This window comes from Nocardia sp. CC201C, from assembly GCF_030010695.1.
Lineage (GTDB): Bacteria > Actinomycetota > Actinomycetes > Mycobacteriales > Mycobacteriaceae > Nocardia > Nocardia otitidiscaviarum.
This window is the reverse complement of record NZ_JASCXP010000007.1, coordinates 33,392-47,095: the sequence shown is the minus strand read 5'-3', so window position 1 is coordinate 47,095 and position 13,704 is coordinate 33,392. Positions and strand designations below refer to the sequence as shown.

11 protein-coding genes are annotated in these 13,704 nt (G+C 67.1%); 4 read left to right on the top strand and 7 right to left on the bottom strand.

Annotated elements, in window-relative coordinates; genetic code table 11:
• Positions 1-83: 83 nt before the first annotated feature.
• Positions 84-1,712: an MFS transporter gene (locus QK444_RS01830; RefSeq protein WP_282776409.1), complete on the bottom strand. Its 1,629-nt coding sequence runs from the start codon at positions 1,710-1,712 to the stop codon at positions 84-86.
• A 271-nt stretch (positions 1,713-1,983) separates the two neighbouring features.
• Between QK444_RS01830 and QK444_RS01825 the strand changes: the two genes are divergently transcribed.
• Positions 1,984-2,883 (top strand): LysR family transcriptional regulator, encoded by a 900-nt coding sequence (locus tag QK444_RS01825; RefSeq protein WP_282776407.1) that lies wholly within the window; start codon positions 1,984-1,986, stop codon positions 2,881-2,883.
• A 91-nt stretch (positions 2,884-2,974) separates the two neighbouring features.
• Here the strand turns inward: QK444_RS01825 and QK444_RS01820 are convergent, their stop codons facing one another.
• Positions 2,975-3,562, bottom strand: a complete 588-nt coding sequence (locus QK444_RS01820) for a TetR/AcrR family transcriptional regulator (protein ID WP_282776406.1) — start codon at positions 3,560-3,562, stop codon at positions 2,975-2,977.
• Between the two features lie 79 nt (positions 3,563-3,641).
• On the opposite strand from QK444_RS01820, the gene QK444_RS01815 reads away from it, so the two are divergent.
• Positions 3,642-4,091, top strand: coding sequence for a VOC family protein (locus QK444_RS01815; protein ID WP_282776404.1), 450 nt, complete (start codon positions 3,642-3,644; stop codon positions 4,089-4,091).
• 606 nt (positions 4,092-4,697) lie between these two features.
• Here QK444_RS01815 and QK444_RS01810 read toward each other — a convergent pair.
• The 4 genes from QK444_RS01810 to QK444_RS01795 all read right to left on the bottom strand — a co-directional run bounded on the left by QK444_RS01810 (position 4,698) and on the right by QK444_RS01795 (position 10,201).
• Positions 4,698-6,596 carry a hypothetical protein gene (locus tag QK444_RS01810; protein WP_282776401.1) on the bottom strand — a complete coding sequence of 633 codons (1,899 nt, stop codon included), beginning with the start codon at positions 6,594-6,596 and terminating at the stop codon, positions 4,698-4,700.
• Positions 6,597-6,841: 245 nt separating this feature from the next.
• Positions 6,842-7,288 (bottom strand): hypothetical protein, encoded by a 447-nt coding sequence (locus tag QK444_RS01805; RefSeq protein ID WP_282776400.1) that lies wholly within the window; start codon positions 7,286-7,288, stop codon positions 6,842-6,844.
• 156 nt (positions 7,289-7,444) lie between these two features.
• The gene (locus QK444_RS01800) at positions 7,445-8,752 is read right to left on the bottom strand and encodes a CAP domain-containing protein (protein WP_282776398.1); all 1,308 of its coding nucleotides are present in this window, start codon (positions 8,750-8,752) and stop codon (positions 7,445-7,447) included.
• A gap of 162 nt (positions 8,753-8,914) precedes the next feature.
• Positions 8,915-10,201, bottom strand: coding sequence for a hemolysin family protein (locus QK444_RS01795; RefSeq protein WP_282776397.1), 1,287 nt, complete (start codon positions 10,199-10,201; stop codon positions 8,915-8,917).
• 314 nt (positions 10,202-10,515) lie between these two features.
• Here QK444_RS01795 and QK444_RS01790 point away from each other — a divergent pair, with 314 nt between their 5' ends.
• Complete coding sequence (locus tag QK444_RS01790; protein ID WP_282776395.1) at positions 10,516-10,989, top strand: RDD family protein; 474 nt, start codon at positions 10,516-10,518, stop codon at positions 10,987-10,989.
• 410 nt (positions 10,990-11,399) lie between these two features.
• On the top strand, positions 11,400-11,918 hold the full coding sequence (locus tag QK444_RS01785) for a hypothetical protein (RefSeq protein ID WP_282776394.1): 519 nt from the start codon (positions 11,400-11,402) through the stop codon (positions 11,916-11,918).
• Between the two features lie 79 nt (positions 11,919-11,997).
• On the opposite strand, the gene QK444_RS01780 is transcribed toward QK444_RS01785, so the two are convergent.
• The gene (locus QK444_RS01780; protein ID WP_282776392.1) at positions 11,998-13,683 is read right to left on the bottom strand and encodes an LCP family protein; all 1,686 of its coding nucleotides are present in this window, start codon (positions 13,681-13,683) and stop codon (positions 11,998-12,000) included.
• Between the last annotated feature and the right edge of the window lie 21 nt (positions 13,684-13,704).

The following is a 13,704-nucleotide window of genomic DNA, read 5'->3' as shown; positions in this document are numbered from 1 at the left end:
TCAGGCCCGGCTATCCGCGGGGCCTGACCTGTGTAATTGCGTCGAGCATGGGAATTCTGCGGCACCCACCCTGGCGGGGCTCGTTACCGCACTAGGGTTTTCGACTGCTCGGCGGCGGGATCCGCATCCGCTGGGTTCGGGAGGTCCGATTCGGCGGAGTTCTCGGATACGGCTGTGCCGGTCGGTGGGACGCGGCGCAGCAGGGTCGCCGAGAGCACCGCCGCTAGCATGACCAGTCCCGCCGCGGTCGCCGCGGCCACGTTGAGGCCGTTGGCGAACGCCTCTTTCGCCGATGTCAGCAACGCGTCGCCGACCGCGACGGGGAGATTCTCGGTGGCCGCCAAGGCGCCGGGCAGCGTGTCACGGGCGGCGGCCGCGACATCGGCGGGGACGCCGGACAGGTCGATATCGGACATGTCGGTGCGATAGACGGCGGCGCCGACACTGCCGAGCAGGGCGATGCCCAGCGAGATACCGAGGTCGCTCGCGGTGCTGTTGAGCGCGGACGCGGCGCCGGCCTTCTCCGGCGGGGCCGACCCGAGGGCGATATCGGTGACCAGGGCCATCTCCGGCGCGATACCGGGGTAGAGGATATAGAAGCCGACGATCAGCAGGGTCAGCCCGGAGGCGGAATCGACCTGTGTGAGTACGAGATAGCCCAGCACCGACAGCAGGCTGCCCGCGGCGACGATGTACGCCGGGCGGATGCGGCGGGCGAGCACGGGTGCGAGCATCGAGACGATCACCAGCATCACCGCGGCCGGCAGAATCAGCAGACCCGATTCCAGCGGCGACCGTCCCTCGACCAGCTGCAGATACTGGGTGAAGAGCAGGTAGACACCGCCGAGCGCGACCGTGTTGAGCAACGTCACGCCCAGCGCGCTGCTGAAGGTGCGGTTGCTGAACAGGCGCATATCCAGCAGCGGCTCGTCGAGACGCAGCTGGCGGCGCACGAAGGCCGTCAACAGTGCGACACCGGCGAGGACCGCGACGACCGCGGTGGTGGTCACACCGTACGCGGCGAGCTCTTTGATTCCGTAGACAACCGGCAGCATCATGACCAAAGACAGTGCGACGCTGGGCAGGTCGAGTCGCCCGGCGCGCGGAGTGCGGTATTCCGGGACCAGAGCGGGCACGGCCAGCACCACCACCGCCATGACCGGCACACCGACGAGAAGTGTGGCTCCCCACCAGAAGTTCTCCAGCAGCAGGCCGCCGAACAGCGGGCCGGTAGCGACACCGACGGACACCGATGCCGCCCACAGACCGACGGCGGTACCGCGCTGTCTGGCATCGGGGAACATGCTGCTGATGAGTGACAGGGTGGACGGCATGACGGCGGCGGCGCCCACGCCCATGACCGCACGTGCGGCGATCAGCGTCTCGACGCTCGGTGCGAAGGCTGCGACGGCGGACGCGGCGCCGAAAGCGATGGCACCCAGCAGAAGAATCCGGCGGCGGCCGATGCGGTCACCGAGGGTGCCCATGGCCACCAGCAGCCCGGCCATCGTGAATCCGTAGATGTCGTTGATCCAGAGCAGCTGCCCGCTGTTGGGACGCAGATCCGCGGCGATATCCGGGGTTGCCAGAAAGAGCACCGTCATGGTGAGGAACAGCAGCGCCGTAGGGAGTAACAGCACCGCGAGTCCGAGCCATTCCTTCACGCCGGCACGCGGGACGGTAGCGGCAGCGGTGGGTGGAGAAGATCGCATGAAGATTCCACTTCCAATCGAGGGGCGATCGGACCCGATCGCCGGCAACCTCGGCCGGGAGGTCGGCCGTTCGTACTCCTCAAGCCTCGATCAACGCGGTGACCTGCAGCAATGACGATCTGACAAAGGGAGGTTTAGCGAAACTAACCTCGCTCGAATCCTTCCGGGCACGAGTCACGAACGGCAAACCCTCATCGTCACTCCGTATGACCGGGAGGCACAACAGCGATAGGGTGAACTGATGTTTAGCGGGATTAAAGGGTAGTCGGGGATGGAACGGCACGAGATCGAAACTTTCCTGACACTGGCCGAGGAACTGCATTTCGCCCGCACCGCCGAACGCCTGCACCTCTCCCCCGGACGGGTCAGCCAGACCATCAAGAAGCTGGAACGCCGCATCGGCGGTCCGCTGTTCGAACGCACCAGCCGCCGGGTCACACTCACCGCCCTCGGTCGGCAATTCCACAGCGAGCTGCGCACCGGCTATCAGCTGGTCCAGCAGGCGATCCACAACGCCAGCGCCGCCGCACGGAGCGTCACCGGCCCGCTGCGCCTGGCATTCTCGGGACCGTGGTCCGGCAAGCTGATGTTCCGCGCCGCCGACGAGTTCCGCGCCGAGTATCCCGAGTGCGAGGTGCGGATTCGGGAGATGTCGCTGGCCGATCCGCACGGCCCCCTGCAAGCGGGCGAAGTCGATCTGCAGCTCAGCGAATGCCCGGTCGACGAACCCGGCATCACCACCGGTCCCGTCCTGTTCTCCGGGCCCTCCGCGCTACTCGTCCCCGCCGGGCATCCTCTCGCACGGCAGAAGGCGGCATCGCTGGAAGATCTCGCGCACTTTCCGCTGGTCACCTTCGCCGGACTACCACCGGGCTCCTACGATTTCTACTATCCGCGTCACACGCCGACCGGCGCACCTATCCAGCACATCCCCGTCACCATGACGTTCCACGAAATCATCAGCTACATCGGCGAAGGCAAGGGCGTCACCATCAGCTCCGCCCGCGCCGAGCGGTACCACACCCGTCACGACGTCGCCTACATCCCGCTGTCCGACGGCCCACCCGTCGAATACGCGCTCCTGTGGCCCACCGCACGCGAAACCACCGCCACCCGCGCCTTCATCGACACCATCTGCCGCGTCGCCCGCGACGAGCCTGACATTCGTTGAGCCTGTACGTGTTTCGACGTACTTGGCCCGCGCGACGCCCGGGCTGACGCCCTGTTCCATAGGAATCGATCGCGTTCGATGGCTGGCCGGTTCAGTGACGAAGTGCCTCGAGGAAGCGGTGCAGCGCGGCGATGGTGTCGGCCAGGGCGTTGGGGTCGTCGGCACCCGGCAGCCAGAGGGCGGCTTCGTTCATAGCGCCGGAGAGCAGGTGGGTGAGGGGTTCGATCGGTTGGGGCGCAAGTATTTTCGCATCGATCAAGGACTGCAGGGCCTCACCGAGGTGGCGGGCGGCGCCGGCCTCGTCCATGGTGCGCCATTCGTGCCAGCCGAGAACGGCGGGGCCGTCGATCAGCAGGATGCGCTGGATGTCGGGGTCGGTGCAGGCGGTGAGGAAGGTTCGGCAGCCCGTGAGTAATTGGTTCCACGGGTCGGGTTCGGCATCGGCTGCCGCGGCGACGCGTTCGCCGACCTCATGTTGCACCTGTTCCAGTACGGCACGAAACACCTCGGCCTTACTGGCGAAGTTGTGGTAAAGCGCGCCCTTGGTTACCCCGGCGCCACTGACGATCTCGGAAAGGCTAACCGCGCCATAACCTTTCGCCGCGAACAGGCGTCGGCTCTCACGCAGCAGGGTCTGCCGGGTCCCCTCGCGCTGCCGGCTGCGCAGGGTGCTCACCATCCGGAATCCTCCTCTTGACATGCCGCTGGTATGCGAACTACTCTAGCTCACATACCAGCGGTACGCGAAAGGCGACATCATGGAACTGAACAGCTTCTACCCCGTCCTCGGCACCGACAAGATCGCGGAAAGCCGCGACTTCTACACCAAGTGGCTGGGATTCGAGATCACGTTCGAAGCCGACTGGTACGTCAGCCTGCGGCGGCCCGGCGCCAAGCCCTACGAGCTCGCACTGCTCGACTACACCCACCCCACCGTGCCCGCCGCATACCGCAGGCCGGTGCAGGGTCTGTTGCTGAATTTCGAGGTCGAGAATGTGGACGCGGAGTGGGAGCGCATGGTCGTGCGGGGCGGCATGAAACCCGAACTGGAGATCCGCAGCGAGACGTTCGGTCAGCGACACTTCATCGTCGCCGACCCGAACGGCGTCCTACTCGACATGATCAGCGAGATCGCGCCGGGAGAGGAATACGCCGCCCAGTTCAGCCCCGAGTACGCCGCGGAGCTCGCCGAGAAGCTGGGCGACTGATTCGGCGGGGTTCACGGGCGAAAGCGCTGCGCGGGTTCGCCGTCCGAGCTGTCGGCGAACCTGCGCTGGTCGTGGCATTGGCCGATTCGCCCGATGAAACGACCACAGCCCCTGACCGGTACTGCCAGGTCAGGGGCTGTTTCCTGTGCGCCATCAGGGAATGGAGCACATTTTCAGTACCGCTGGACACTGAGAAAGTGTCCATGCGGGTGAGGTTGGTCCTCAGCGCTGAGCCTCGTCGATAGGACCCAGAAATTTGCCGACTCTGGACTGGTCGCAGGCCCGAATCTCCGGCGGGGCACTATATGGATGGGAACAGTACTGACCAGCATCTTCTCGCTGGACGGCTGGTCGTAGAATCCGATTTTGCCCTGAACGGCAGCAAGCGCTAGGCGGTTCCTGTCGACGGTTTCGACGAACACGGCACGGAGGTCCTTGGGGTACGTCGTTGTCGGGTATGCCCACCACGCGGACTCAACGCACCCTTCCGGCCGGAATTCTGCGCGGTCTGAAGAGCCTTCGCGACCGAGGTGCAACGTGGCGCACTCACGATCGTTATCTGTTGCGCCCCTATCCGGTCCGAGTTCCCACTGCGGATAGTGGGGTTCAGTTTTCGGCGACGACGATCACGCTGTCCTGTGCGGATAGGGTGATCGTGGCATTCTTGGGCGGGTTGAGGGTGACGCCGTAGGCCGGTGGCTGGTCCGCATGGTGGTGCAGCCGGTAGCCGATGGCCGCCTCGCCGCGCAGGCGCGCGGCATGCACGAGGGTGGCGAAGTTGATCTCGGTGTCGGTGGTGATGTAGTCGGGGGCGGGTTTGAGGTAGATCTCGGAGCCGCTGGGATCGAACAGGTCGGTGAAAACCGCTTGCAGATGGCGGTTCTCGGCGAGTTGGGTCAGCAGCAGGCTGATCAGTTTGCTGCTGACGATGAAGTCGTCGGCCTTGGTGACCTGCGCGATCTCCCGGTTGGCGTCGTCGTTCATCTCGGTGACGATCGAGTACGGATCGCCGATGCGGACTTCGATGTCACGCAGATGCAACAGGGTCACCAGGGTCCGGTCGTCGGCGTGGTCCTCTTCGAGCGTGTCGTCGGTGAGCACGATGACGTGCTGGTAGCTGCCCGGGTTCAATGCTTCCAGCGAGCGCCGACTGGTCGGTTCGCAGACGCGGTAGCCGACGGTCAGGTTGTCCCTGGGGCTGTCGGTGACCTCGTCGGGCGGGGGATGCGGGGCGGCGATGTCGAGCACGGACCCGGGCGCGACGTACTCGTCGAGCAGGCCGAGAATCCACGGGCCGCGCGCGTTCCAGCCGACCAGCAGGGTCCGGTCGGGGACGGGTACGGGGGCCTGGTCGGGGACGGTCGCCAGGGCCGCGGTGACGACCGGTACCGGCTCGGTCGTCGCCGGCTTCACCAGCAGATCGCCCTCGGCGAGCAGGATGATCTGGTCGTCGGTGGCGATCATGGTGTCCATCGGCGGGTTCACCGCCACGGTCCCGTCGCCGCGGCGCAGTCCCAGCGGGCAACCGAGGTGATAGGCGCTCAGCGCGTCACCGTAGGTGCGCCCGGCCAGGGTGGGTTCGGCCCGCAGGTAGATTCCGTTGCCGGCGAAGTCGAGCAGGTCGGTGCACACCGTGGACAGACCGGACTGGCGATGCGACTGCACCACGATCCGTACCGTGATGTCCTCGGCGTCGATGACGAGGGTGTCCGCGTCGGCGGCCAACCGGGCCGCGGCCAGGTTCTCCGACTGCTGCACCGCGGCGACCACGTGCGGGCGCCGGGTCGGCCACGACCGGTTGTTCAGCAGCAGCAAGGCTTTGATCACGTCGATATCGGCGTCGTCGCCCGGTGGCGGCAGCACGATGATCGCTTTGGCGGTGTCGAGGCTGACCAGGTCCAGATCGATCCGCTTGAGCGGGCTGCCCGACCGGCAGGTCACCCGCGTTCGGCCGGTGTCGCCGACGCGGGCGCGGATCTGATCCTCCATGTCGACCTTGTCCCGATCGGCCAGGATCACCACGCTCGAGCGGCGCGTGCCCTTGTTCGCGCCGACCAGCTCGGCCACCACGGTGAACACCTGATCCGACCAGCCCAGCACCACGGTGTGCCCTGACTCGATCAGTGGCGCCCGGCCCTTGCGCAGCTGCGCGATCCGCTGTTCCATGCCGGTCACCAGCACACCGATCAACGAACTGACGATGAAGACCCCGCCGAGCGTCACCGCCAGCATCAGCACCAGGAACGGCACGCTGAACACGGTCGCGTCGTCGCCGCCCATCGTCCCGGGATCGAGCGTGCGCAGCAGACTCATCCACGCCACACCCACCCAGCCGCCCTTGACCCCCGCGACATCGGCCGGTGCCAGCAGTGTCGCCAGCACCGTGATCACCGCGATCAGTACTGCCGACGCCAGACCCAGCCAGCCGATCAAGGCCGGAGTCCCGCGATCCATCGTGCGGTCGAACCAGAATCGCAGTCGGTCCCGCGCTCTGATCCTGGCCACCCGCACCAGCTCCTCCCACTCCTGGCATCCCGTCGCAAACGAAGGTAGCTGTCGGCAGCGAATCATGTACCGCCAAACCGCCATTCAACTCCAGCCCCGCTCCTGCCACACCATGCTATTGCGGATTGCACGCGCGATGGCGTTGTCCGAGCCGAGTTGGCGTGTGCACGGGCGCAATTCACGTACGCGACGGGAGCGACGAGGCGAGCGCTGAAATGCCCGACGTTCCGTCTTGCTGTCCGCGCCTAGGGAAATCGGCGTTCTTGCCGCATCATCAGCAGCAATAGGGCGACGATCAGCCCTCCGCCGAACAGATACAGTCCCCACGCTCCAGAGAACAGATCGCGATACTGCGTGCTCAACTGCTGGTCGAACCGCTCGTTCAACCGCCAGGCCAGCGCGAGCAGAGTTGCCAGCCCGGAGAGCACGCCCAGCCATGCCAGCGAGTACGAGCCGATCATCGCGGCCAGTAGGACCGCGATGGCAGCCCCGAGCAGTACCACCTCCAGTGACGAGGTGAAAGTGACTGACCGGCTACCGATTTGATCGAGAGCACGATCGGGTGCGAACCCGTCGCGTAGGTCGGCGAAGCGTACATCCCGGGCTCCCAGCGTGCCGACTAGTGGGCCGAACGTGCCTCCCGCCATTGCGACGGCGCAGACGAAAAGCAGCAGGTGCACCGAAGTACGCACGCCTCTACGATATTGCGCGGCCGGCGATCTCGCAGGGGCGCGCCGAGCGGTGCTCATGAGACGGCGGCGGTGCTTTTGCCACCGTGCCGCGCACTGTTGCGTGGGTGCCCCGAGAACTCCGGTAACAAGCGCGCCCAGGGGACGCGATACGGGGGTTCAGGCGCCGAACAGTTGGGTCCAGTAGGTTCCGTTGCGGCCGCCACCGACGAGGCCGACCCCGATATGGGTGAAGTCCGGTTTCAGGATGTTGGCGCGATGACCGGGGCTGTTCATCCACCCGTCCACGACCTCGGCGGGATCGTGGTAGCCGTTGGCGATGTTCTCGCCGATCGTGCGGCGGGTGCAACCCGCCGCAGCGGCACGGTCCCATGGCCGACTGCCGTCGGGGCAGGTGTGGGCGTAGAAGTCACGGGCCACCATGTCCGCGCTGTGCGCTTGCGCGGCCCGGGTGAGCAGGGGATCGGGGGTCAGCGGTGGCAGCCCCGCCCTGATGCGCTCGCGGTTGGTGAGTTCGATGACGTCGGCCTGGGTCCGCGCCAGGCGATCCGGTGTGAGGGGCGCGGCCAGCAGCAGGGTCCAGTAGATGTCGCCCGAGCCGCCGCCGTAGTGCGCCAGACCGGCGTGTGTGAAGCCCGGAGCATGCACTGTGCGCCGGAAGTTGTTGTCGGACAGGCAGAACTCGAGGAGCTCGGTGGGTGTGCGTGGCCCGGAGATCACGAGCTTGCCCAGGACCAGGCAGGGGTATCCGGCCGCGGCGACACGTTGATGCACGGATGTGCCGTCCGGGCGGTCGACGTCGAAACTAGCGGCTGTGGCCATCGCCGTGGCGTGGTCACGGGCCACGGCGGTCAGGCGCACGTGCTCGGAGATCGGCGGGGATCCGGCCGCTGCGCGGGCCGAGTTGATCAGGTCCGCGAAGCCATTCATCGTGGGTGCGGGCACCGAGGGAAGCGCCGACGGGGACGGTGCACTCGTCGGTGGCGTCGTGTCGTCGACGATGTCCACTCCGAAGTCCCGGGCGATTCCCGCCAGCCCGTCGGCATACCCCTGCCCGATCGCCCGCACCTTCCATTCGCCGCCGCGCCGGTAGAACTCCGCGAGCAGCAGCACGGTCGCCTGCCCGATGCGGCCGGGTGTGAACCGGGCCAGCGCGCGGCCCCGTGGATCGGTGACCTGCAGTGTGGGCGAGGGCAACCGATCCAGCGGCATGCCCGGCTCGGCCGCGCTGACGACCACCGTGACCCGGCCCGCGCCCGGACGCAGCGCCGCCGGATCGACGATCAGAGTGTCGGCGCTCAGGCGGACGCCGGGCGCGCGCGGCTGGTTGTAGAACACGAAGTCGCCGTCATCGCGGACCCTGGTGTCGTCGGTGATGAGCGCGGACACGTCGAACGGGCCGGGGACCCGTACGGTCAGAACACAGGCGGGCAGAACAAGATTGCCGCCAGGGATCAACTCGGTCATTGCACAGCCTCGGTGTAGCGGTTGTAGCCCGGTGGGCGCTGCACCGACAACGTCTGCCAGGGCGTGTGGGTTCCGGACCTCGACCTGCCACCGCACGTGATCTGCTACCGCGACGTGACCGCGCCGAACGCGGCGTCCGGTCGGGCTTCGCCGTGAGTCCGGTCAGGTTCGCGGAGGCCGCGGGGTGGGGTGGAGCCGCACCTCGGTGATGGTGTTGGTGTCGGTGCCGGTGATCTCGATGGTCCAGTCGGTGAGGGGCAGCCGGTCGCCCGCCATGCGGGGTATCCGGCCGAGGAGGATCAGGGCCATGCCGGCGATTGTCGTGTAGTCGCCGTCGGGTGCATCGGCCAGGTCGACACCCAGGTCAGTCAGATCGTGGACGGGGAACGAGCCGGGCAGTAGCAGACTGCCGTCGGGTTCGTGGTGTACGGCGAGGAGGTCGCGGTCGGTGTCGTCGTAGATTTCACCGACGATCTCTTCCAGGAGGTCTTCGAGAGTGACGATGCCTTCGACTGTGCCGTGTTCGTTGACCACGAGGGCGAATTGCTCGTGGTCGTTCTTGAATCGGCGCAGGGCGTCGCTGACACGGAGGGTGTCGGGCAGGACCGTAGCGGGGCGTGCGGCGTCGGTGAGGCTGGTGGCGTCGTCGAGCAGGGTGCGCAGGTTGACCACGCCGATGGTGTCGTCGAGGTGTGTGCCCGCGACCACGGGGGCGCGGGAGTGCCCGGCGTGTGCCAGTGCGTGGGAGGCGTCGGTGACGGGCAGGTCGGCGGGGAGGGTGAAGACGGCGCGTCGGGGTACGAGGATCTGCCGGAGGACGCGTTCGTGGATGTCGAGTGCGCCGAGGATGATGGTGCGCTGTTCCGGGGTCAGCCCGCGGTGGCCCGCGACCAGATCCCGGAGTTCGGCGGGGCTCAGCTGTTCTCGGCTGGCTTTCGGGTCCCCGCCGAACAGGCGCACGGTCAGATCCGTGGCTGTCGCGAGCAGCCACACGATGGGCCGGGACAGGCGGGAGAGCAGGTCGATGGGCCGTGCGGCCAGTAGTGCCCACCGCTGGGAGTACTGCATGGCGAGCCGCTTCGGGGCGAGTTCACCGAGTACGAGGGTGGCGAAGGTGAGCAGCAGTGTGACCGTGATGACCGCGACCGGTTGGGCGGTGGCTCCCAGGAATTCGAGTGCGGTGGCGAGTGGTTCGGCGAGGGTCACCGCGGCGGTGGCCGAGGCGAGGAAACCGGCGAGGGTGATGCCGATCTGGATGGTGGCCAGGTAGCGGTTGGGGTCGCGGGCCAGCCGGACCAGGATCCGCACGGCCGCTGTCCCGCGTTGCCGATCGAGGCGGGTGATCTGGCTGTCTCGCAGGGAGATCAACGCGATCTCGCTGCCCGCGAACAGTGCGTTCGCGATGACCAGCACCGCGACCAGCGCGAGGTTGAACCAGTAGCCGCTCATGAACCATCGATACACCGGGTCGGCGGCGGCCACCACAGGTTGATCGCGACCGGTGGCGGCGGTTGCTGCCCCGGATAGTCTGTCGCGGCCAGACGGGGCTGGAGGACCGAGTCCGCGATGGTACGGCGACCCGGAGCAGTATTCGGGTCGGAAACCGCTGGGCTTCAACAGAACCGAGATGCATTGAGCGGCCACAACGCTGCCCGATTGGAGCTGACGGGGTGTTGCGATCTGTGAGATGCTCGGTCTGCCGCTGCGCCGGGCGTTATGGAGACCTGGTCGGATCGGTGCGTGATCGATATCGAGGAGGAATGATGACCGCGGGTGGGTATGGGCAGATTCCGGGGCAGGCGCCGATCGGTGTGACTCCGGCGGGGATCGGCGGTCGTGCCGCGGCCCGGTTCATCGATTGGATTATCGCCGGTATCGTCGGCGGCCTCCTGTTCTGGGTGTTGGACAAGGCTTCGGATCTGCCGAGTTGGGTGTCGATCCTGCCTGGCGCCGGATTCGGGTTCCTGTACTTCGTGTTGTTCGAGGTGGCGACCGGGTCGACGCCGGGCAAGAAGGCCCTCGGCCTGCACGTCAACGGGTCCGGTGGCGCGGACAAGCCGAGCGTCGCGGAGTCGGCGAAGCGCAATGCGTACATGCTGTTCAACCTGATTCCGTGGGTCGGCGGGCTGCTCTGGTTCATCTCGGCCATCGCGATCGCGGTCACGGTCAGTTCGAGCTCGACCAAACAGGGCTGGCACGACAACTTCGCGGGCGGTACCCAGGTGGTCAAGGGCTGACCGCGCGACCACCGGCGACCACGCCGGTCCCATGGCCCGCAGCCTCGTGACTATGGCGCACTTTCACGACCGGATCGAGTAGCGCACCGAGTTCGTCCGCGCCGAAACAGAATCCGCTGAGTCTCAGGGGGCACCCTGGCACAGCATCCTTGGCGAACGAGACCAGTGCACCCTGGAGGAGATCGAGCGCGCGGCGACAGAATTCCTTGTCGGACACGGATTCCGGATCGCGGCATCGCTGGTGACCCGTGTGCTTGCGCGGACGCCCCACGCGCGGAGAATCGGTCGTCGTTGCGACGACTACGGTCAGTGCCGAGATTCAGGGTCGGGTTTCGGGGATCTCCCGGATGCGGTGCCGATGTCGTGACGGGCACGATGAGTGAAAGCTGTTCGAGCGCTGGGAGATCCCCGTGTCCACTCCAGTCTCCGGTGTGGTCGTCGGATTCATGAGCGGCTGGGCGCACCGGTGGCCCGGCGCGCTGCTGATGGCCACCGGTGTCGCCTCGGCGGTGTTCACCCTCGGCACCGCGGTGCAGTGTTTCGTCATCGTGGACCTCGAAACGCTGGATCGCATGATGGAGCTGGCCGACCCCGCCGCGGCCGACGCCATGCCGTGGTTCCTCATTGTCTTCCGATTGGCCGGCTCGCTCTACATCGTGGGCAACGCCGTGGGAATGCTGGGGTTGTTGCGTCGTCCGTGGCCCTGGCTGTTCTGGATCGTCGTGCTGGTGAACGCGACACAGGCGGCGGGCCTGGTGCTGGTGCCGCCGGAGATGTTCACCGCCGCGCGTGAGGAATTCGGCATCTCGGGGATATTGCCGACGGTGGTGACCGATGGCGGCGCCGCAGTGCTGACCGTGGTGTTGGTGGTGACATTCCTCGGCACCCGCGCGCCGTGGGGGCACAGGCGGCATTCTTCGGCGGCGTGACCGGCCAGGCTCCGGCGCGAGTCGCCACTGTTCACGCGCACGAAATGCGCTACCGGGCGACCTTTTTCGATGGCTGTGGTCAGGCGCAGGTGTCGTCGGCGGCGTTGGTGATGGTGAGATCGGTCGGCAGCGCCGTCGCGGTGGTGTCGGTATCGAGTGGTGTGAGGATGCCGGTGTAGTCGGTGCCGAGGATCAGGTCGATGCCGTCGGTGTTCTCGGTGGTTTCTTCCAGTGCGGCGTCGGGCACCAGTGTGGCGAGGGTGTCGGCGGCGGCGCGTTGTCCGGCGGGGAAACGGATGACGGTGTCGCTGCTGGTTTCGGGATGGTTTCCCACCGAAGCGATGGTGTAGCCATAACCGGCGAGTTCGGTCGCTGTGGTCGAAGCCAGTCCCGGGGTGGTCGTGGCGTTGGCGACGCGTACCGTGATCTGCTCGGGGTCGACGGTCTCGGCCGGGTCGGTGGCGGGGACGGCCGCGGCGAGGGTGGTGGTGACCGGCATCGGGGTGCGCTCCTCGCCCGGCAGCGGGGTGTCGTCGATGATGGCGCCGAAGATGGCGCGGATATCGCTCATGCGAGGGATCTCGTTCCCGGCGTCGTTGGTGCCCGCGGTGGGGACGGTGAGGAAGGTGACCGCGCTGGCATTGACGTTCTGCAGGGACCGGCCCAGGGTGAGCAGGTCTTGCGGGGTGACGTTCTCGACGAACGTCTGGTTGGCGAAGGCGGTGATGACGCTGTTGAGTTTGCCGGGGTCGAGCAGCACCTTGCCCGAGAGCGCCGAGCGCAGCAGCGCGGACAGGAACCGTTGCTGGCGTTTGATGCGCCCGTAGTCGCTGGTGGGGTCGCTGCGGATGTGACGGGCCCGCACATAATCGAGGGCGGTTGCGCCGTCGATGGTTTGGCGCCCCGCCGTGGGCAGCACCGCGCCGAGCAGGTCGTCGATGAGCGGGGTGGGGGTGCAGACCTCGACGCCGCCGATCTGGTCGACCATGGTTTCGAAGCCGGCGAAGTCGATGCCGATGAAGTGCCCGATGCGCAGTCCTGAGATCTTCTGGATGACTTTGACCAGGCAGCGGGGTCCGCCTTCGGCGTAGACGCCGTTGAGTTTGACACCGTCGGCGGCATACAGGGTTTGGTCGGAGTAGCCGGCGGTGGCGTTGTCCCACACCGGGCACGCCGGGCGGGAGACATCGAGGTCGCGGGGGAAGGAGACGGCGACGACGCGTTGCCGGTTGGCGGGGATGGTGATGAGCATGACGGTGTCGGCGCGTGCGCCTTCCACATCGGTGGCGGAGCCCGCACCCATCTGCCCGTTCGTTCCAGCACGACTGTCGGTGCCGACGATCAGGAAGGTTTCGTCACCGCGCTGCCCGCCCGGATCGACCACGTCTTCGGAGTCGAGGTCGAGCGCGTCGACGTGGGTGAAGCCGTCGTCGATGGCGTGCAGGTACTGCCACGCCCCGCCGGTGCCCAGCAGCGTCAGTACCGACACGACGGTGACGACGCCACGCCCGAGGACCCGGACCCGTCGTCGGCTGGCACGCTCGGCCGAGCGGCGGCGCTCACGCCTCGATCGCGGCGCTGGCGCGGACTCGGGGGCGGGCGGATATTGGTCGGTGACCGCGGTCATCCACGGCGCGGGCAGGGACTGGTGGCGGGTTGGTTCGTCCGGGGTGGTGTGCGCTGAGCGGGTGGGGAATCGATCGGTACGTTCCCACGGCGCAGGGCGGGAGTGCCGCCCGGTGGCGGGCCGGTCTTCGTCGGTCACGCGGTATTGGCTCCTGTTGTT